The sequence below is a fragment of the Psychrobacter sp. CoH-33_TS_01 genome, from assembly GCF_058189395.1.
In genome coordinates this window covers 416,569-437,418 of the sequence record NZ_JBVGQI010000003.1, presented here as the reverse complement: position 1 = coordinate 437,418, position 20,850 = coordinate 416,569, and the positions used below count along the sequence as shown (strand labels likewise).

The window sequence follows — 20,850 nt, the reverse complement described above, 5'->3', positions numbered from 1 at the left end:
TAACCGTATGACAAATCATGATTGGCGGGCAGGTCTGCAGCGCAGCTTGCCCGTGGCGATGGGCTATTTGCCTGCTGGCATCGCCTTTGGGGTCTTGGCTGGCGTTGCAGGACTGCCCGTTTGGGCGACCTTATTATTAAGCGTTTTGCTCTATGCCGGAGCCGCACAGTATGCTTGTTTACCCATGTTGAGCGCAGGACTGCCTATAGGGAACATAGCGACGAATATCGCCGCCATTAACCTGCGTCACGTGTTTTACGCCTTACCGCTCCTCGAGAGTCTGCCAACCCAAAAGCTAGCCCGTACCTATTGCTTATTTGCCTTAACCGATGAGACCTTTTCGGTATTGACCAGTTTGCCTGTGCAAGAGCGGAAAGCGTTAATTCTACCGGTGAGTTTATTCAATCAAAGCTGGTGGATTATCGCCAGTGCGCTCGGGGTCTTAATAGGTCCTGTACTGAATGATTGGGTGCCGCATTTAGATTTCGCTATTGTCTGTCTGTTTGCCATCTTAGCGTATGAGCAGTACCGTCTAATTAACAGCAGCCGGCCTATAATCGTTGGCGCTATCGCTTTGATAATAGCCAGTTTCTTCAGCACTGATTGGCTGCTAATCGTCGCTATTTTTATTAGTATCTTAATGATTTTGACCCCCACTATGCTCAGTCACTTCTCCCATTCATCTGCTAAAGGAGAGCGCTAATGGCCGACATGATGAACATGAACAGCTACTTACTGTATGCCATTATCGCTATGGCGGTGGTGACTTTTATTACCCGCGCCCTACCTGCACTTATTCCCCAGCGCCTGTTAAACACCCCTTGGCTCCACCGTCTCAATGAGCGCTTGCCGTTAGCCGTGTTGGTATTATTAATCTTGACCAGCCTCTCGTATCAAGGCTTGTTTACTGGCTTTACGCTCACTGCAGAAGCTGGGCAAGTCGCCATGCTGACCGCACAGATTGGGGCTTTAGTCATTGTCTTAGCTATTTATCATTGGAGCCGGCAGTTATTGGTCAGCATGATTGCAGGTATCGCAGCGCTGAATGCTATCTTGTGGTTATTGGCTTAGATAAACATACTTAGACTAAAATTTCACCATAAAAAAGCCACGATCGGATTAGGATCGTGGCTTTTTTATTAGGCTAATTAACACGAATATTATTAAGTCCCCGTCACTTATGATGAAAACTTAATAATAGAATGCTTTTAAAAATCAATTAGCCTTGCTCGGTAACACCGGTCATATCAACTGGGGTGTCCGCCACCACTTGCACGCCTTTTTTGCCAGTCTTAGCGGTCTCACTACGCTGCTCTTGCAGATAGTCAAGATAAGCTTCATTAATCTGACCGGTGATATAGCAGCCATTAAATACCGCACAATCAAAGCCTTCTACGCGGCTATGCTTAGTATCTTTGACCGCATCAATCAAATCATCCAAGTCTTGGAAAATCAGACGATCCGCCCCGATGATATCGCGAACTTCTTCGACGCTATGACCCGAGGCAATCAACTCGCTACGCACTGGCATGTCGATACCGTAGACGTTCGGGTACTTCACCGGTGGCGCTGCACTGGCAAAGAATACTTTACGAGCACCGGCATCACGCGCCATTTGGATAATTTCGTGGCAAGTGGTACCACGGACGATAGAGTCATCGACCAACAGTACATTTTTACCTTTGAATTCTAAAGGCACCGCGCTGAGCTTTTGACGCACTGATTTTTTGCGCTGTTGCTGCCCTGGCATGATGAAAGTACGGCCGATATAGCGGTTTTTCATAAAACCTTCGCGGTACTTAACATTCATCTTCAGCGCCAGTTCCATCGCTGAGGTACGCGAAGTGTCTGGAATAGGAATGACCACATCGATATCGTGATCTTCACCCCATTCTTTCATAATCTTTTGTGCTAATTTTTCACCCATACGCAGGCGTGATTTATAGACAGAGATATTGTCCATAATCGAATCAGGACGGGCGAAATAAACGTATTCGAAGATACAAGGCGTATATTCTTTCGCTTCGACACACTGCTGAGTATGCAGGTTATGGTCTAAGTCGATAAAGATGGCTTCGCCTGGGCGCACATCACGGATGATGCTAAAGCCTGAACCGGTCAAAGCGACCGACTCTGACGCTACCATATATTCAGTGCCACCATTGGGGGCCAAACGCTCACCGAAAATCAGCGGGCGAATACCGTTGGGGTCGCGGAAAGCCAATAAGCCATGGCCCGTAATCAGCGCGACTACGCCATAAGCGCCTTCTAAACGCTCATAAACTGATTTGACTGCAGTAAAGATATCGTCAGCACTAGCATGTGTCTTGCCCAGCGCTTGCATCTCATGCGCTAAGACGTTGAGCAATACTTCAGAGTCAGAGTCGGTGTTTAAGTGGCGACGGTCTTCTTCATACAATGATTTAGCTAAGGCTTCTGCATTGGTCAGGTTGCCATTGTGTGCCAAAGTAATGCCATAAGGTGAGTTGACATAGAATGGCTGCGCTTCAGCACTGCTTGAGGTGCCTGCAGTGGGGTAACGCACATGGCCGATACCGAACTTACCGACCAGTCTGAGCATATGACGGGTCATAAACACGTCGCGTACCATGCCGTTTTCTTTACGCAAATATAAACGGCCATCTTGCAGGGTGACAATACCAGCGGCGTCTTGGCCACGGTGCTGTAGCATCGTTAATGCATCATACAAGATTTGGTTGACCGGCTCATGCGCTGCAACCCCAACGACTCCACACATAGTTATACCTTAATGTTTAGCTAACGGTTAATGTAACGGATTAAACATAAAGCGCACCATGGGCTGCCGCTATTAGGCGACGTCACCAACGATACCCTTTGCAATCAATAGTTTGATTGACTTTTTACGACTTAAATTTAGAGAAGATTAGGTGCTGAATTATATATGAATAGTCAGTGAGTAATAGCATATAGCTTAAGGCGCATTAACCTTATTCCAAGCCACGCCTAGCACTTCTTTGGTCATAGTTTGAGCGACAGGCGCAAAAGGCATTAATTCGGGAGCTAGGACCGAGCGTTGCCAAATCGGCATTTGTATCAATAACGGCGCTACCACACTCAGCATGACCAACACCACCAACACATTCTTGCCAGCCCCTACTACAGCGCCGCCAATCTTATCGATAAAACCGAGATTGAGCGCTTTTAGAGCACTAGAAAATACGGCCGCTATCAAGTGCATACTAGCAATTACAATGAGGACAACGAGTAAAAATGCAAGAGCCCTTTGCAATACGGGGCTTTGCACAAAACCGGCCATTTGCGGGGCAAAGCTATCCGCTAGACGTGAGGCGGCAATCAGGGCAATAAACCACCCTACTAGCCCTAACGCGGCTTTTACTAGACCCGCCTGAAAGCCGCGCCATAAGCCAATAAGGACTATGATAGCAATCAGAATATCCAATCCGCTCATTTACTGCCCTCTAGTATAGTTGGTTTTGCGAGACCGCTGCTTTTTTTAACAAATCGGTTGGTTGATAACGCTGACTTTTCAATAAGAGTATCTTTAGGTATTTTGAAGGGATAACACTAATTCAATTAACACTAATTCAATTAACACTAATTCAATTAACACTTATCCAGTTAAAAACACGCTCTAGTATGGCGGCATTTTACTAAGGAAATAATGCTAATAGGTAAATAACTGAGTTATTCCCCTACGCTTATTCTCCTTAGACTGTCCAGCTTAAATTACTCACCATAGCTTATAACTTTTAGACTATTAGTCTTACCTTATTCACCTAAGGTATCGTAATAGCCGCCGATAGCCTGAATACATGACTGCACCAAACCGGGTCCTTCATAGATTAGCCCAGTATATAGCTGTACGAGATCGGCACCGACTTCTATCTTTTTAACGGCTTTGGCGCCACTATCGATACCACCGACCCCCACTAGCGCGACTTTATGATCCAGACGCTCAGCAAACTGTTGCAAGACTAATGTGCTTAGATGGCTGACCGGACGACCCGATAAGCCGCCCATTTGATCGCCATCGGGCAAGTCCTCGACACCGACTCGGCTCAAGGTGGTGTTGGTGGTAATAAGACCATCTATTTCGAAGTCTATTAACTGCTGAGAGATATAGTCTATCTGCGACTCGTCTAAATCTGGCGCTACTTTGAGCACTAGCGGTACGTAAAAGCCGTATTCGGTCGCCAATTGATTATGACGCTCTTTAATCGTGTCCAATAGTGCCGTTAGCGCCTCACCACTTTGCAAGTCACGTAAGTTGGCGGTATTCGGTGATGAGATATTGACCGTAATATAAGAGGCATGTGGGTAAACACGCTCTAGACAATAGACATAATCATCTGCTGCATTCTCTACGGGCGTGACCGCATTTTTGCCGATATTAATGCCAATATTGCCTTTGTATTTGCAGCGTTTTACGTTTTCAACCAGGTGATCGACGCCCTTATTATTAAAGCCCATACGGTTGATAATGGCTTCGGCCTGCTTAATGCGAAATAGCCGCGGTTTGTCATTACCGGCTTGCGGCTTCGGGGTCACCGTACCAATTTCGATAAAGCCAAAACCCAATTCAGCTAAGGCATCGATATAGTCGCCGTTTTTGTCCAAGCCTGCTGCCAACCCTACTGGGTTTGAAAAGCGCAGCCCCATACTATCCACCGGCAAAGCTTGCTGACCGTAGACAAAGCCTAGCGCTCGCGCCTTGTGGGCTTTATCTAGTAACGCTAGAGTCATGTCATGCGCGCGTTCTGGATCCATATTAAACAATAAAGGGCGAAACAAAGCGTAGGACATAATTCGGAGGATACCTAAGTTGTTTAGAAAATAAAGGAAAGAAATAGCAAAATATGGGTGCGTTCGCTGACACCAGTGTAAAACATTAGGCGCCGGGTCCGTAGTGAAACTTTGCAAGCAGCCGCTATTACAGACCAATGCCCTTGCTGGTGCTCGCGCCTACTGCTTAAGCGCGGCAATTATATCAGGTAAATAAAGGGCTAGGCAAAATCAAAGTGGTTCAATTGCCTTTTTCTCTACGGGCAGCGCCATACGATGAGGCAGCGCCCCAATCATTCGGCAGTCAGTCCTTGGCCAATACAGCTCTACGGCACCGGGCGTTGGTCTATTAAAGCAATCCAACCGCGTACAATACGGTATAAATGCCACAATGCGGTAATGCCCAGAATAACGAAGCCGAGCGCCAGCAAGCCAAAAGAACCAGTAGCAATATGGCCGCTTTCGGCAAAGATGCTCACCCCGAGGCCCCCTAGCGAAAAGATAACAATCGCTAATCCTAAGACGAAAAACACGATACTGTACCAAAAGGTCTTGATTTGCCAGTCAAAATGGGTAGCTAGCCAGGTGCCTTGAGCATCACGCCGTTTTACATAGTTCATAACGATGGGCACAATCCACAATAACCCGGCTGTAAAATAACTCAGCACATATAAAAGGTAGGTCAAGTGATTGTACGAAATTAGCGCGCGCTCACCTGGGGCCAATGCGGGCGGCTGTGCCATTGAGTGTGCAGGAGCAGTATTATGGCTATTATTTCTAGTAGTGCTGTTGCGATCATTGGGCAGCATAGCGTTCCCCTATTGACATAAGATAGTGAAAAATACACTGTAAAATTAGCAGGCGGCTGTTTAATTAACGACTTTTTGATCAACCGCTTTAACGCGCTAGAGTGGCTTGGACTTGTAGCTGCTTGGTGGTGGCATTTTGCTGAACATTTAGGCGGTCAAACTGCCAACCTTGTTGCTGCAATTGTCCCAATACCCTTGCGACCACGGTTTGGCTATCATTACTAAAGCTCATCTGCACGCCAGTACCCACGGCCGCTACTTGAGCATCTTGAATCCCTGCCTGTAGTAAAGCCTCACTCATTGCTTTAGAGGCGTCTTCATTGCCGCCCGCGGGTTGGCCACTACTGGCATTGACATCAATATTGCCCGCTTGCGCCCGCAACCAAAAATAATCCGCTACCGCCGTATTGTAGGCCGCTTTACTTTTATTCGCTTCACTATGAATGGTATAGCCGCCATAGCCCACGCTGAACAACAGTAAGAAGGCAATTAATATTGATAAAGCTAGCCTATCACGTGGCGGCAAGGCTTGCCAGCGCGTCTCCATTTGCTGCTGCAAATTCTCATACCGCTGCATCAAGGGACTGCTCGAGCGGGCCACAGTCGCCCCTGCTGCAGATACGGCATCACTGCTAGTAGCCCGGCTGGCTAAAGTCTTTTTTCTAAAGGCGCTTTTTTTTAGCATAAGGAGTATTTTATAGTCGTTAGGGCTAGGTAATGGTAGCCGCCGGATATCAGTGACTGACCTGTTAAATACTATTGTTACGGGCTTATGTAGAGGGCGGCGTTATATTCACTGTCACTTGACCCGCCACCTTATCTTGCTCACTATTATTCACACTACCAAGGCTGGCCTCAATCCCTTGCGCAGATAGCGTACTAGCAAACTTGTCTAGACTGTCGCGATTGTCCCCTACTACGGTAAAGCTTAGGGTAGTGGGTTCAATCTCTAAAGCCTGAGCGGTCAATGCAGACTGTTTAATTAACGGCGCAATACGATTCAGTAGGGCAATATGTTGCGACTCTGCGGCATTATTGGTGGTGAGCTTTGGCTCTAGGCTCAGTTGAATCGAATTTTTGGGTGATAAGCGCTCTTCAGGAAACCAAGCTTGATACTGAGCGGCCGTAGCTTGCTTCGTCGCTGCCGTAGCTTGCTTATAATGATACCACTGCAAGGCATCAGCACTGAGCTGAAAGACTAGCGCCGCTACCGCCACCATCATAGTGACTTTGAGATAAGGGGACAGTTTAAGGCTAGAGGGTTTGGCATAAAAATTTAGGGAATGGCGCTCAGCATTAGCCACGGGCATAGGTGACACCGCTAAAGGCGTCAGGATAATATCCGCACTTGCCTGCTCCGGCAAACTGTTCTTAAGAGCAGCTAAGCTTGCTGCTACCGCATCCATATTGTCATTGTCGCTATCAATAGCACTGTCGCTATTAATAACTGCATCGACCGCTGCGATAATGCATATTTCACTTAGATGTGGCAAGCGCTCAATCACTAACGGCAAATAACTGACGGCCATCCCTTGTACTTCAGACTGGCGAATCAGGGTAGTTTGGCGGTCTTGATATAGATTCAGCTGTTGGCCTATACCATCGACAGGAACTGGCAATAATAAAAAGTCGGGTAATAGCGCAACAATAGAGAAGTTGCCCAATTGCGCACTCTGTAGCCAAGCAGCAATATCATTGCGTCCCATAGCGTATAGCGGGGCTGTAAGGGGCTGATTGCTAGGGCCATTATGGATTTCACGGATACTGAGCTGCTCAGCCGGTATTAAAGAAATCTCTTCGAATAAATACTGCTTACCCGTCTCCCCCAATTGCTTAAGCTGGGTCGGTGTCAGCTCAGTATGCAGCTGCTGCACATATTGCGAAGGAAAATAGAGGCAGACGGACTGCTTGCTAGTGGCATCACGCACTTGCTGCCAATCGGCATATTCCTGCCAAGTCTTTTGGGCAGCCTGCCACAGCAATAGTGGGCTATGTTGACCCCTCAACCAAACATGTAACACCAGTGCGATATCCTTAAACTATGATTGTCGATAGGGCTATTAATAGCGGCATGATTTTTTTAAACAACAGCTAAATGGAAGCGGTCTGCCTAGGGCTGCGTTGGCACAAAGCGATCACATTCTTTACCCATATCCGTCGCCACAAAGGCAACTTCAAAAACTCGTGCTTCGGCCAATTGAAATGATTCTGGCGTCTCACCAGTGAGTAATGCGGCCATATAGGCAACGATAGACATATGACAGACGACCACCAAACACTCCGCGTCAAAGGCAGCCAAGCCCTTAATCGCTGCTAGAGCCTCATCTGCCGGAGTAATGCCCTCATAAACATGCACGGGCACCTCAGGCGCTTGCTCTGTCAAAGCTGTGAGCGTCTGCTGCGCCCTATCGTAAGGACTGACCACAAAACAATCGGGCTGATAAGTCGCCATGATATAGTCAGCCGTCTCTTTAGCTTGCTGCTGACCAAAGGCCGTCAGTTGTCGCGTACTGTCTGCATCACGGTAGCCTTCAGCCTGACCATGACGCATAAGAATAATTTTCATTGCAGGGTGCTCTTATTATTGTGTTGGCATCAGCTTATCAGTAACCAGACCGCTCATGCCCACACCTATTCTATTTAGCAGGCTTAGTCTTTTTATTTGCCCCATTATTCGCAGGCTCATCACTGTCAGTGTCTTTACTAGCGGTATTATTACTAGCGATGTCATTACTCGCCGACTGAATCTGCGCATTTAACGACTCATTGCTATGCTCGTGGGGCATAACAAACTCTACATCGCTGCGAAAACCCGCTTCCATCAGGTTTAGTGCCACGCCTAACGCGGCTTGGTCTTCATAGATGACCGCATATAGAGCATGGGTAATAGGCATATAAATACCAGCCTTACTAGCCTTTTCATGCACTTGCTGAATAGTGTTCACGCCTTCAGCCGTCTGACCCAGCTTTTTTACCGCAGCTTCAATCGTCATGCCTTTACCCAGCATATTACCTACGCGAAAGTTACGGCTAAGCTCCGAGCTACATGTGGCGTAGAGATCACCTACCCCAGATAGCCCTAAGAAGGTCAAAGGGTTGGCCCCTTCAGCGACGCCAAAGCGACTCATCTCAGCTAGCGCTCGGGTGAGCAGCATAGCTTTGGTGTTTTCGCCGACTTCATAAGCTGCAGCCATGCCCATCGCGATAGCATAAATATTTTTCAGGGCGCCACCAAGCTCAACACCGCGCACATCATCGCTCGCAAAGACTCGGAAGAACGCACTGTGTAAGGCCGCTTGTACCGCATGACGCAGGGGCTCTGACTCACTGGCGATCACAGTAGCCGACGGCATGTTGTCCATGATCTCTACCGCCAAATTGGGGCCAGACATCACGCCAAAATTTACCTCAGGCAGCTCATCCGTGATGATGTCACTCATCATAGCAAAGGTATCTTTTTCCATACCTTTGGTCAAAGAGACAATAGACTGGCCTGTGATGAACGGCTTGATGCTCTGTAAAGTCTCACGAAAGGCTGAGCTGGGTACAGCCACAAAGATGATGTCTTTATCCGACACAGCTTCTTTTAGGTCATGGCTAAATTTTAGACGGTCATCTAATTGATAATTGGGCAGATATTTCTTATTCATACGCAATTTATTCAACGACTTGACCGTGCGTTTATTGCGCACCCATAGCGTTGAATCACAACCATTTTTAGCGGCTAAATTGGCCATGGCTGTGCCAAAACTACCACCCCCTAAAAAGACTAAACGCAAGGCGCCAGGAGCCTTAGTGGACAGTTTGTCCATGGACTTCGCCACGTCACTCTCAACCACACTAGGATCCAACTTTCTGCGCGCTAGGCGAGCCTTAGTCGCTTTATCAATAATACCAGCCAGCAAACCGGGCGCCTCTACATTAGCGCTACTGGCTTCATCACTGCTCGGGGTATCATTCTGCTTAGGATGGTCAGTATTCATAGCAATTGCGCTTCCTTGTGGTCTGAATCAGTTCAGTGGTTTATTGTTGATATTGGATTATTAGTAGCTGGGTTGCAGTCCATGACGACTCAATCTAGCTCAGCTTTATTATGGCACAGTTTATAGCAAATCATAGCTGACGGTACTCGTCAGTAATTTATCTAATATTTTGTCGGCTACTTTACGCCAACTGTATTAACGAAGCCTTATAAGGGCTTGCCTACTGTCGAAAAGACAACACATCGTCGACTTCGATATCCCCACGCGGTGGCATCTCACAGCCGCGACTGCCGGTATAGACAAAGGCGACGACATAATCATCAGCTGCTACGCCAAAGTAGTCTTTTACCGCCGGCTCATTACACAATAAGCCCGTACGCCATACGCTACTAAAGCCCTGGGCTTGTAGTGCTAAAATTAAATTCTGTACGGCGGCCCCTGCGCTCAGCATCTGCTCAAACTCAGGCACTTTTTTATGCTCTTGCATCGCCGTGACCACTGTGATGATGACCGGCGCACGCAGCGGTAAATTATAAGTTTTTTGGCGGGCTTTATCCGTGAGTTCTTCACCCTCAGCATGGGCTTGCGCCTCTGCTGCTGCCAATAATGCACGACCCAAGTCATGACGGGCATTGCCTTCTGTCACAATAAAGCGCCACGGCCGTAATTTCTTATGATCTGGCGCCGTCACTGCACACTCCACTGCCGCTTTGATTTGCTTATGATTGGGCGCAGGAATATTCAGATTGCCGATACTACGGCGGCTATTAATCCAATTGATTAATTGCTCATCCGTCACTTGAGCATTGCCAAAACCTTGCTCGTGGTCGCCGCTGTCCTGCGCTTTATTTGACGTGGCATTTGGCTCAGTGGCGGTATCATCGAGCGTACTATTCTCTAAATTACGACTGTCTAACGGCTGACTCATTATTACTATCCTATGGGTAAGGCAACTGACTGTACTGCTTGTATTAGCTTTGATATTAGGAGGCTTATATTAAAGGCATAAAAGGACAAGCCCCCTAAATAGCCATGCCCTCTTCTTCGCCATCCAACTTATGCTCAAGCTTGAGGTAGTCCTCTGATTGCATCTCTAGCAAACGTGAGCGCGTACGCTCGATCTCAAAGGCCAGTTTTTCACCTTGGTATAATTCTAAAATGGACTGCTCAGCTCGCACCAATAGCTTCACTCGGCGGTCGTAGAACTCATCGACTAGGTAAATAAAGCGCCGCGTTGGATCGCGTAAATCATCGGTCAGCGCCGGCACGCTATCAATCAATACCGTGGCAAATTTACTAGCAAGCTCAATGAAGTCTCCAGCAGAGCGGGCTTCCATACACAGGTGACGGAATTCACAATAGAGCATCGTCTCTGTGCGTGCATTAATCTTAATCTCGCGGCCATTAATCTCAATCGGCTCTTTGCTAATTTTTTGATTATTTGACAAGGTAGCAAAGCGGTTGGCCAACCAGTGATGGTTTTCTTTGGTGAGTGGGTACTCGTACAGTTCTGCTTGTTGCAAGACGCGCAGACGGTAGTCAATCCCTGAGTCGATATTCATCACGGTGGTGTTGCGCTCCACCTCAGCAATAGCCGGCATAAAGCGATCTCGATGCAAGCCATCTTTATACAAGCCTGCAGGCTCAATATTGGACGTCGCCACTAAGGTGATACCGCGGTTAAACAGCATCGTAAATAAGTCGCCCAAAATCATCGCATCGGAAACGTTGGAGACAAAAAATTCATCGAAGCAAATCACCACCGCTTCTTTATGAATAATATCAGCAACTTTCTCTAAAGGATTGGCCTGACCTTGTATGGCATTTAGCTCGCTGTGTACCCGTTTCATAAAATGATGGAAATGCATGCGCATCTTGCGCGGCATGGTGAGAGACTCATAAAACATGTCCATCATCCAGGTCTTACCACGACCTACGCCGCCCCACATATACAAGCCCTTTGGCGGCTCAGGTTGTGCTTTCAGAAACCCAAAAAAGCCCTTTTTTTGCTGCCTATTGTGATCGAGCTCATGATAAATAGCATCCAAATAGCTCATGGCTTGGTACTGCTGCTCATCACGAGTAAAGTCACCACTCGTAACGGCTTTTTCGTAACGTTGTAACGGAGATAGGTTTGAGGACGGCATAAGGGTGCTCATGTAGTGAGTAAATTTTAATGACCAATATTAAAACGTTATGTCGGTACAGCGCTGCTACTGTCTATCTTACTAGTGTCTATTTTGCCAAGACCACTATCTTAGCCAGCCTCAGACTCAGTATAAATGGCGTCATCGATGGCGGTGTACCGAGCTATATGGCCATGGGCTCTTAGTATAGACACGGGCTCTTTAAAGGGCAGACTGCTGCTCTAAAGTCTCTTTTAATTCCCCCAACTTACCATGAAAAAAGTGGCTCGCACCTTCGATAATGGTAAAAGGGATAGCTAAGCGCTCTGCAAATTCCTGCATCAGCTCAGGCTCAATCACCTCATCCACATCGCCAAATATCTCAAAGCTGCGCTCGACGGGCAGGCTGATATCGCTGGCATCATTATTCACCACTGAGGGCGCTATCAAGGCCAGCCGAGTGAGCTCAAAGTCCTCTAAGCCCCAAATATGCGGACTGACTTCTAACTGTTCAGCGGCGCGGGCGGCCACATAGCCCCCAAAAGAAAAACCGCCTAACCACAGCTTACGTGCAGACGTTTGTTCAGCTACCCATTGTAACACGCTCAGGGTATCTGCAATCTCGCCGACAGCATAGTCGTGCTCACCGGTAGAGCCGCCTACCCCGCGAAAGTTAAACCGCACCGCATGCATGCCATTGTCTCTAGCAAAGCGGTACATCGTCGTTACCACTTTATTGGTCATTGTGCCTTGAAACAAAGGGTTGGGGTGACACAATAGGGCAACCGTATCCGTATTAGGGTCTAAGGGGTTGCCCTGCTGCCATAGCGGGTCGACTTCTAATAATCCTGCCGGCCCTTTAATCAATTGCTTATTGCTCATAATGCCTACTTATCTGTTTATTCGTTGGTCTATGTGTTGGTTCATGTCTTGTGGCAAGTTTATTTATTTTAATTTTACTGGCCTAAGTTTTATTGGCCTAAATTTTACTGCCTTAAAGATTGCCAATGCGCGCCCAACTCTAAACCACTGATCAATTTTAGGCCGCTACTATAGCATCTTGCTCTTATACTATCACGGCTGAATACTTGGCCTTGTTATCGGCGTGCAATAGACTTTAGTCCCTTCGTGCCTAATTAGGATTAACAGAGCGATTACTGGACGTTTTTTTCGCTCTTGCTCCTATTCTTCTACTGGTTTTCTACTAACGCTTATTGTGACTAATATATACGCATGCCTTTGATATATAAGATCTTTATGCTCAAATAACAATAAAGCTTAGCGCACAGTATGAGGTTATCTTAAAATTTGTAACGTTTTGGCAACATCTCACACAAATGTTCTGTAGACCAAATGGTTAGCCCCTATATAATTCAAGCTAGTTTAGGGTTTATTCACCATACCCTCATAATAATGATTATAGTCAATAACTATATATTTCAGTAGCTATCTCTTTTAGGAGCTCCATATGATGAATCGTACTGTATCTACTCCGCGTAAGCACCTTGCTATCTTTGCTTTATTGGCAGGCACGCTAGGGTTATCTGCTTGTCAGACGACGCCTACCTCACCCGTCATGCAGCGCGCCAACTCGACTTATGAGACTACGGGTCTAGGCAAAACTAAAGTCCAAGCCCAACAAAACGCTCTAAATAGTGCTAAGAAAACTTGTGGTATGCGCGAGCCTATTATTATTAATGACAGTGTGAAATTCAACGGTATGTTGGATGAGCGTACCGGCCGTATGGTAGAGCAAGCTGGCTCGGTGCTCGGTGCAGTCCTCGGTACCCGCACACCAAATTTATCACGTGATGACGACTACGAATATACCATCAACTTCCGCTGCCAATAGATACTGGCAGGCGGCCTAGGCAGTTACGTTAGGCCATGTTGAGTGTAAAAACGACCTTATAATGCGAATACTATATTCTGTGTTATAGGGTCATTTTTTTACTCTAGATTGTCGCAGCTCGATTGTAGCGGATTGCGTTTGCTTCCACTTTTTATACCGACTCTTATCGCAGCTATAATCGTCCCTCATTTTATAGACACTTGCACTGGGACGCTAGCCTTCATACAGCCAGTTATGATATCGTTTCACCCCTACTTCGTTGCTACCGATTATCATGTCTAAGCCCAATCTCTCCCAGCTAGATAACCTCTCAGATGGCAAGCCCACTGCTAAAGCCAAAAAGCCTACTCGCGACCCCGTCGTTCATCTCGATAGCTTAGAGGCCGAGCTCGCTGAGCAACAGCAAGCGGCTGATCTTGAGTCGACTGTACTGCGCTTAAGCGACTTTTTGTCTGCAGTAGAGATGACCATCAAACATACTTTTGACCACAGCGTTTGGGTCAAGGCCGAGATTCGCAACCTATCGAGTAAAAACGGCCATTACTACTTTGAGTTGGCTGAAAAAGACGACAGCGGCAAAGTGGTAGCGAGTTGCCGCGGTAACCTATGGCGCTTTAAAGCCGAACGGGTCTTAGCTAAGTTTGAGCGGGCGACCGGTATGCTGCTCAGCCGTGATTTGACAGTACTGTTAAAGATTGCGCCCACCTTTCATCCACAGTATGGGTTTTCACTCAATATTGAAGATATCGACCCTAGCTATACACTAGGGGATTTGGCGCAGCAGTATGCCGCTATGATTGATCGGCTGACCGGTGAAGGACTCTTGCGACTCAATGCGCAACTGCCTGCCCCGTTTGACATCGAACACGTGATCGTCATTGCTCCCGAAAAAGCCGCTGGCTTGGGCGACTTTAGAGCGGATGCAGACAGACTAGCGCGAACAGGCGCCTGTCATTTTCATTATCACCATGCCACCTTTCAAGGCAATCATGGTCCCGCTGAGATTCGTACCGCCATCATCACTGCCATGCAGACTTTTGATAAAAAATTTGCAAGATTACCTGACTTAATCGTGATTATCCGTGGGGGTGGTGCTGTAGGTGATTTAGCGTATCTGAACGATTATGAGCTAGCCGCTTTGGTCGCTGAACAACCGGTGCCCGTCTGGGTGGGCATTGGTCATGAGCGCGATAGAGTGGTCTTAGATGAGGTCGCTCATACTAGCTTTGATACGCCGTCTAAGGTTATTGCGGCTATCGCTGCTCACTTAGCCACTCTAACCACGAAAGCTGTCCAATACCGGCAACAGATTGACGCCCTCGTGCAGCAGCAAATTAACCTTGCGCGCCAAAGTAGTCTGCGCCAGCTCAGCCGGGTACAAGCCCATACCGCCAGTCAACTGACCGCTATAAAAAAAGAAAGCGACCACGCCTATGCCACTATCCAACAAGCGGCGCGCTACCATACCCGCCAAGCTGAGCAAGACTGTGCCCACTTTATGGGCCAAATCCGTGCAGCCGCTACGGCGCAAGTGGCTACAGCGAGCCAGCAGACACTAAGCTATAGAAGCAGTATTGAGCAGCAAGCCCAACGCGGCGTAAATCAAAGCCGGCAAAACTGCGCGCACCTGCGCGATATGATATTACTGCAGCACCCAGCCCGCGTATTGCAGCAAGGTTATGTGATGCTCAAAGATGCCCAGAGCGATACGCTAGTGACCAGTGTCGCACAATTACAGCCGACCCAGACCATTACGCTATTGCTCAAAGATGGTCAGGCGAATGCCAGCATTACTGGTGTACAGCTAGCCCCTAATGATATAAGCCACAGCGAAGAGCTGCACACTAAATAGCCATACCCTTTGAGTAGCCAAAGCTTGAGTAAAACCTGCTCTTTGCTACCCTCCAATTTTAATAAACCCGTTTTTTAAGTCTAAATAATGGAAATCACTATGACCACGACTCCGCGCAAACGTAAAAAAGCCGCCCCAAAGACCTTTGAAGCGGCCTATCATATTCTTAAAGACAATGCGGCCAGCCTGCAGCAGCAAGAAGAGCCCAATATCGACGACTTAATGACTATCGTTGAAGAGTCCATCAGCGCCTATAAAGTCTGCCAAACCCGTATCGATGCGGTACAGCAAGCGCTAGACGCTGCTTTTTCTGACGAGGCCTTAAACCCTGAAGCAGCGGTCAGCGAACAGAAGGCAGAGGCAAAAACAGAAACAGCCGCAGAAACCGACTCTCCCTCATAAATTTATGAATTAGCGTTAGAGGATTTAGCAGTAGCCATAAGCAAATACTGACCATGACAAAAAAGGCTCTTATTAGGAGCCTTTTTTAGGGATAAATCGATTGCTGTCGTCATGAAGTTGGCTAAGGTTGTGACTGTGCAGACGGCTGTAGCGGTACTATCTGCTCCTCTTCGACCTCTTCCACCTCAAAGACTTGGCGCAGATAAGCCAGATAGGTGTCGTTATTAATCATAGTCTTTCCCGGACTATCGGACAGCTTAGCGACAGGCTGACCATTACATTCGACCAGTTTTAGCACGATATTCAGCTGAGTTAGCCCCATATCATTGGTCAGATTAGTGCCAATGCCGAAGCTGGTCTGAATGCGGTCTTTAAAATACTGATGCAATTGCCAGGCTTTAGGGATATTTAAACCATCGCTAAAGGTTAAGATTTTGGTCTTAGGATCAATCTTTAACTTTTGATAATGCGCGATGGCTTTATCGCCCCATAAATACGGGTCGCCACTGTCATGACGCAAGCCATCAAACAACTTGGCAAAATACAAATCAAAGTCGCGTAAGAACGCATCCATGCCGACCACATCGGTCAGAGCAATCCCCAAGTCCCCCCGATATTCATGTACCCAAGCTTCTAACGCCGCCTTTTGCGAGTCGCGCAGACGCACATCTAACGCTTGGAAAGCCTGCATAAACTCATGCGCCATCGTGCCAATGGGCGTAATCTTCATAGTCTTAGCCAGATAAACGTTAGAGGTACCACGCACGATATTAGGGGCGGCACGGTGTAAGGTCTCTACCACATGGGCCTGCCAGCTCTTACTAAAACGACGGCGCGTCCCAAAGTCTGCCACGATGAACGGTGGCGCATTTCTAGGCTGCTTGTCCGCATAACTGTGCAACATCGCGACCTTTTCTTGCAGGCGGCGCTCCCCTTCCTCATACACCGCAGGCGTCTGCAGCTGCCAATAGTACAGCTCATTGACGATAGCGAGGACAAACACTTCAAAGAACATCGCCTGAATCATTGGGCCTTCGATATCGACGCACAGTCTATTCTTGTCATCGACACTGACTTTAATAAAGCGGCGCTTTAAGCGAAACAGCTCTAGATAATCTACAAAGTCTGAACGTAGAAAGCGCAGTGTCCGCAAATAGCTTAATTCTTCTTGGGAAAAGGTTAGCTCGCAGAGACTGTCTAGCTGGGACTCTAGCGCCTCTTTGATATTGGCTAATGGATAAGTCGTGTCTTGATAGTTGCGACAGCGAAAACGATACACCCCATGGGTCTGCGGAAACTGATGCAGCATAGCCTGTAACATGGTGAATTTATATAAATCGTTGTCTAGCAAGGAGGTGATAATCGGATCATTATGTGGCGTCATTACAATACTCTAAAGTGGCAAACTCAAATGGTGGCGACTAAGCGGCTAGTAGGTCGCGAAGTTATAGTAGGCTTTATTAATATAAGTAATAATAACAAGGATTAGCTCATAAGGATATATGGTTAATATAGCGAACTTGTGCCCTAAAAAAACCACCATGCTATTGGTTAACGGCATGGTGGTTCAAAGAATGGTGGTTATTTAACGAGTCGTTTGGCAAAAAATAGAGTTGCCCACTAAACGTATGCTGCTAGCATTTGGCTTAAGACTGCTTTACCAAAGGTGTTAAGGCCCCATAACCCGATTGCGGCATGACATTCAACGGTACAAACTGTAAAGCACCGCCATTGATACAATAGCGCAGGCCACCACGGTCTTTAGGACCATCAGGGAACACATGGCCTAGATGCGAGTCAGACACACGTGAGCGCACTTCGATACGCACCATATTGAAATCTAGGTCTTTATGCTCAGTGACCACTTTTGGCGTGATAGGTTTAGTAAAGCTCGGCCAGCCACACCCTGATTGGTACTTATCGGTCGATGAAAACAGCGGCTCGCCACTTACGACATCCACATAAATACCGGGGGCAAACAAATTATCATACTCATGACTAAAGGCACGCTCAGTAGCCGCATTCTGCGTAATATCATACTGAGTCTTGGTTAAAGTATTCTTCAGCGCATTCTTATCATAATTGGCATAGCGTTTTGGATCATAAGCTTGCTCTGGCGTGGTAGCAGGCGCGAGTTTTTTCTGATTGCCCGTATCCGCCACTTTATCATCCGCTAAGCTTAAATCGATATGACAATAACCATTTGGATTTTTCGCTAAGTAATCCTGATGATAAGTCTCCGCCAAGGTGAAATTCTTTAACGGCAGCTCTTCAACCACTATCGGTTGCTTATATTTACCCTGAACCGTTTTGATAGCATTGTCTATCACTGCTTTATCAGCCGTGTCAGTATAATAAATACCGGTACGATACTGGGCGCCACGGTCATTACCTTGCTTATTCAAGCTGGTCGGGTCAATCACGCGGAAATAGTATTTCAGCAAGGTGTCTAAATCGATTTTATCCGCATCATAGGTCACTTTTACCGTTTCGGCATGGCCTGAACCAGCGATGACTTGCTCATAGCTTGGATTGGCGATTTTATCACTGCCATTGGCATAGCCCGATACCGCATCGACCACGCCATCCACGCGCTCTAAATAAGCTTCTAGCCCCCAGAAACAGCCGCCAGCTAAATAGATACTGCGCGTATTAATAGGCTTACCTTGCGAGTTGTAATACACCCCATTTTTTTGCTGTGTATCACTCTTAGCATCGCTACTAGCAGCGGCCTCAGGACGCTCTGTGCTGTTTCTTAATTCATCCAGATTATTGGCATTGGCCGCTAAGCCGTAAGCTTGCTGAGAGGTCAAATTGCCCTTAATAAGACGGACTAAAGTGCCTTTCTTATCGATAATAGCCCAGCTTGGATAGACCTGTACGCCCAATTTATTAATCAGCGCACCCGAGTCATCGGTCAGTACCGGCAGGTTAGGATATTCCGCCTGCACGCCTGCATACCACGCTTTAAATTCAGCAGATGACTTCTCATTCAGATGACCAGGGCTGGCGACTGTCACGACGTTATAATCGGCAAATTTAGGGTCATTGCGCCACGCTTCGGTCTCCTCAAGCGTACCAAGACATAATGGGCACCAACTTGCCCAAAATTTAATGAGTGTCGGTTTTGATGGGTCGATAACATCCTTACCAGTGGCACCTAACCCTTTGGTAATTTGCGGTAGCGCCATTAATTGCTCGCTCATAGCGGCAGGCAGCATGTCTCGTGATTTGGTCACGCCAGTATTTTGGCTTTGTTTGCTACTGGCCGTCGTACTGCTACCACCGTCAGCATTGCTCATTTGCCCACAAGCCAACAATAAGGTAGCGCCCATAATACTGGTCACGCTAACCATGCTAGCTCTTTTTATAACAGGTTTAATAGTGGGGCGTTTGGGTAGATTAATCATGAAGATTCCTTATCTGACGATGACTTAAATGGTAATTTAGGCGCGCTCTAAAAAGTACCTGTCCACTGAGATTGGATCGGAGTGCAGCGAAGGTTGGCAAGGCGGGCCTAATCATTGCAAAAACAACTATTACTAAGGTAGCTATGAAAAATAGAATACGGACAGTTAAATAACGAGACGTATAAAATTTGGAAAGTACACTACTGCGTCAACAGGTTAGGCAAACCAAGGCTTAAAATAGAGCCTGATAAATACGCTAACGTGAGACACCGGGAGGAAACTTGTTAAAGCCGTCAAAGGTCTGCTGACTGGAATTTACGGCTTAGACTCATACTGGGATAAGAAAGAAAGGGAGCATACTGAAAAAGAGAGACGCTAACATAAGGGGCAATTATAAACTTAGTCTAGTATAGGCTAGCACGCTTATAATTTCAGTAGACTATAGGTTGAGCAGCTGTAAGCGTTAGTACTCTTCATGCCATATCAATACTGTAATACCCATACTGCAATACCAGTACTGCCACAATAGTCGTGCAATAACCGCCAGTTATCGAAAGCCAACAACCATTTAGCTCAAGCCAACTACTGCCCTGCCCTTATGCTATATAATGCGGAAATTTGACTAGGCTATCAATTAGAATTTGTAAACAATGCTACGCAATTATGTACATTAATTTAACAGCCATCAATAACTTAACATAATAAATTTAGTTTAGATTAATGATTGGCATGCATAAACTGGGCAATGTAGTCATCCACTGGGTTATCGCGCAAGGCTTGCGGCGTACCCGTCTGAATCAAGCGCCCGCCATTCAAGATACTTATACGCTGACCCACCTTGACTGCCTCATCGATATCATGGGTAATAAAGACAATAGTTTTCTGCAGTTTATCTTGTAACTCTAGCAGCTGGTCTTGCAGTTGATTGCGGATTAGCGGGTCTAGCGCAGAGAAAGCCTCATCCATAAGAATGATTGGCGTATCTACCGCTAAAGCCCTCGCCAACCCTACCCGCTGTTGCATACCGCCTGATAGCTCATCAGGATAATTACTCTCTGTACCCGCTAAGCCCACTTCATTCAGCCAATGCCGCGCTATTTCATGACGCTCGGCTTTTTTCAGACCACGCACTCGTAGACCATAAGCGGCATTTTGTAAAACGGTCAAATGCGGTACTAGGCCAAAATGTTGAAATACCATGCTGACGGTCTGCTGGCGAAACTCCTGCAGCGCCTTGTCTCCTAACGTCAGGATATTGATAGGTTGATTATCCGCACTCATTGGTGAATCTATCCAAATCTCACCGGTCGTAGGATCAATTAGGCGGTTAATATGGCGCACCAAAGTGGACTTGCCGGACCCTGATAAGCCCATGATGCAATGCAACTCACCCGAGTCAATGGTCATATTAATATCGTATAGCCCTACCGAATAGCCGGTCTGCTCTTTGACCTGCACACTATCGGTACCCTGCGCCATCATAGCGAGCGCAGCTTGGGCCTCTGAGGGCGTCGCATCATAGATTTTACTAATATTATTTAAGCGAATCTGACTCATAGGGCCTCTCTTCCATCGATGCTAATAGCTTTATAATTCACAGCTTTATAGTTCATTTTTTTAGGGTAGCGTTT

Annotated in this window: 19 protein-coding genes and 1 pseudogene; 6 read left to right on the top strand and 14 right to left on the bottom strand. The window is 47.0% G+C overall.

Annotated elements, in window-relative coordinates:
* Positions 1–7 precede the first annotated feature (7 nt).
* Together ACZ2XM_RS07850 and ACZ2XM_RS07845 are read left to right on the top strand one after the other, a co-directional pair.
* A complete protein-coding gene (locus ACZ2XM_RS07850; protein WP_490587837.1) occupies positions 8–703 on the top strand; it encodes an AzlC family ABC transporter permease in 696 nt (231 codons plus the stop codon).
* Positions 703–1,071: an AzlD domain-containing protein gene (locus ACZ2XM_RS07845; protein ID WP_490587836.1), complete on the top strand. Its 369-nt coding sequence runs from the start codon at positions 703–705 to the stop codon at positions 1,069–1,071. Before ACZ2XM_RS07850 ends, ACZ2XM_RS07845 begins: the two co-directional genes overlap by 1 nt.
* 148 nt (positions 1,072–1,219) lie before the next feature.
* Here ACZ2XM_RS07845 and purF read toward each other — a convergent pair whose 3' ends face one another.
* From purF to zapE, 10 genes are all read right to left on the bottom strand, one after another.
* Entirely contained in the window at positions 1,220–2,758 is a 1,539-nt protein-coding gene (purF, locus tag ACZ2XM_RS07840; RefSeq protein ID WP_490587835.1) for an amidophosphoribosyltransferase, read from the bottom strand.
* 195 nt (positions 2,759–2,953) lie between these two features.
* Complete coding sequence (locus ACZ2XM_RS07835; RefSeq protein WP_490587834.1) at positions 2,954–3,451, bottom strand: CvpA family protein; 498 nt, start codon at positions 3,449–3,451, stop codon at positions 2,954–2,956.
* Positions 3,452–3,771: 320 nt separating this feature from the next.
* Positions 3,772–4,806, bottom strand: a complete 1,035-nt coding sequence (locus ACZ2XM_RS07830; RefSeq protein ID WP_490587833.1) for a quinone-dependent dihydroorotate dehydrogenase — start codon at positions 4,804–4,806, stop codon at positions 3,772–3,774.
* 305 nt (positions 4,807–5,111) lie between these two features.
* Positions 5,112–5,594, bottom strand: a complete 483-nt coding sequence (locus ACZ2XM_RS07825) for a DUF4870 family protein (RefSeq protein WP_490587832.1) — start codon at positions 5,592–5,594, stop codon at positions 5,112–5,114.
* A gap of 88 nt (positions 5,595–5,682) precedes the next feature.
* Positions 5,683–6,279, bottom strand: a complete 597-nt coding sequence (locus ACZ2XM_RS07820) for a type II secretion system protein M (RefSeq protein ID WP_490587831.1) — start codon at positions 6,277–6,279, stop codon at positions 5,683–5,685.
* An 85-nt stretch (positions 6,280–6,364) separates the two neighbouring features.
* Positions 6,365–7,615: a type II secretion system protein GspL gene (gene gspL, locus ACZ2XM_RS07815; RefSeq protein ID WP_490587830.1), complete on the bottom strand. Its 1,251-nt coding sequence runs from the start codon at positions 7,613–7,615 to the stop codon at positions 6,365–6,367.
* Positions 7,616–7,704: 89 nt separating this feature from the next.
* Positions 7,705–8,160: a phosphohistidine phosphatase SixA gene (sixA, locus tag ACZ2XM_RS07810; protein ID WP_490587829.1), complete on the bottom strand. Its 456-nt coding sequence runs from the start codon at positions 8,158–8,160 to the stop codon at positions 7,705–7,707.
* 70 nt (positions 8,161–8,230) lie between these two features.
* Positions 8,231–9,577: an NAD(P)H-dependent glycerol-3-phosphate dehydrogenase gene (locus ACZ2XM_RS07805; RefSeq protein ID WP_490587828.1), complete on the bottom strand. Its 1,347-nt coding sequence runs from the start codon at positions 9,575–9,577 to the stop codon at positions 8,231–8,233.
* A 220-nt stretch (positions 9,578–9,797) separates the two neighbouring features.
* Entirely contained in the window at positions 9,798–10,505 is a 708-nt protein-coding gene (locus ACZ2XM_RS07800) for a nitroreductase family protein (protein WP_490587827.1), read from the bottom strand.
* A gap of 94 nt (positions 10,506–10,599) precedes the next feature.
* Positions 10,600–11,724 (bottom strand): cell division protein ZapE, encoded by a 1,125-nt coding sequence (gene zapE / locus ACZ2XM_RS07795; RefSeq protein WP_490587826.1) that lies wholly within the window; start codon positions 11,722–11,724, stop codon positions 10,600–10,602.
* 29 nt (positions 11,725–11,753) lie between these two features.
* On the opposite strand from zapE, the gene ACZ2XM_RS07790 reads away from it, so the two are divergent.
* Positions 11,754–11,909: a hypothetical protein gene (locus tag ACZ2XM_RS07790; protein WP_490587825.1), complete on the top strand. Its 156-nt coding sequence runs from the start codon at positions 11,754–11,756 to the stop codon at positions 11,907–11,909.
* Between the two features lie 16 nt (positions 11,910–11,925).
* On the opposite strand, the gene ACZ2XM_RS07785 is transcribed toward ACZ2XM_RS07790, so the two are convergent.
* Positions 11,926–12,585 carry an alpha/beta hydrolase gene (locus ACZ2XM_RS07785; RefSeq protein ID WP_490587824.1) on the bottom strand — a complete coding sequence of 220 codons (660 nt, stop codon included), beginning with the start codon at positions 12,583–12,585 and terminating at the stop codon, positions 11,926–11,928.
* A gap of 589 nt (positions 12,586–13,174) precedes the next feature.
* Between ACZ2XM_RS07785 and ACZ2XM_RS07780 the strand changes: the two genes are divergently transcribed.
* The 3 genes and pseudogenes from ACZ2XM_RS07780 to xseB all read left to right on the top strand — a co-directional run.
* Positions 13,175–13,555 carry a hypothetical protein gene (locus ACZ2XM_RS07780; RefSeq protein ID WP_490587869.1) on the top strand — a complete coding sequence of 127 codons (381 nt, stop codon included), beginning with the start codon at positions 13,175–13,177 and terminating at the stop codon, positions 13,553–13,555.
* 274 nt (positions 13,556–13,829) lie between these two features.
* Positions 13,830–15,407, top strand: a complete 1,578-nt coding sequence (gene xseA, locus ACZ2XM_RS07775) for an exodeoxyribonuclease VII large subunit (protein WP_490587823.1) — start codon at positions 13,830–13,832, stop codon at positions 15,405–15,407.
* Between the two features lie 99 nt (positions 15,408–15,506).
* A pseudogene (xseB, locus tag ACZ2XM_RS07770) lies at positions 15,507–15,722 on the top strand (exodeoxyribonuclease VII small subunit); the annotation flags it as partial.
* Positions 15,723–15,930: 208 nt separating this feature from the next.
* Here xseB and pncB read toward each other — a convergent pair.
* The 3 genes from pncB to ACZ2XM_RS07755 all read right to left on the bottom strand — a co-directional run bounded on the left by pncB (position 15,931) and on the right by ACZ2XM_RS07755 (position 20,776).
* The gene (pncB, locus tag ACZ2XM_RS07765; protein ID WP_490587822.1) at positions 15,931–17,193 is read right to left on the bottom strand and encodes a nicotinate phosphoribosyltransferase; all 1,263 of its coding nucleotides are present in this window, start codon (positions 17,191–17,193) and stop codon (positions 15,931–15,933) included.
* Positions 17,194–17,455: 262 nt separating this feature from the next.
* Positions 17,456–19,165, bottom strand: coding sequence for a bifunctional peptide-methionine (S)-S-oxide reductase MsrA/peptide-methionine (R)-S-oxide reductase MsrB (gene msrAB / locus ACZ2XM_RS07760; protein ID WP_490587868.1), 1,710 nt, complete (start codon positions 19,163–19,165; stop codon positions 17,456–17,458).
* A gap of 771 nt (positions 19,166–19,936) precedes the next feature.
* Positions 19,937–20,776, bottom strand: coding sequence for an ATP-binding cassette domain-containing protein (locus tag ACZ2XM_RS07755; RefSeq protein WP_490587821.1), 840 nt, complete (start codon positions 20,774–20,776; stop codon positions 19,937–19,939).
* Positions 20,777–20,850 lie beyond the last annotated feature (74 nt).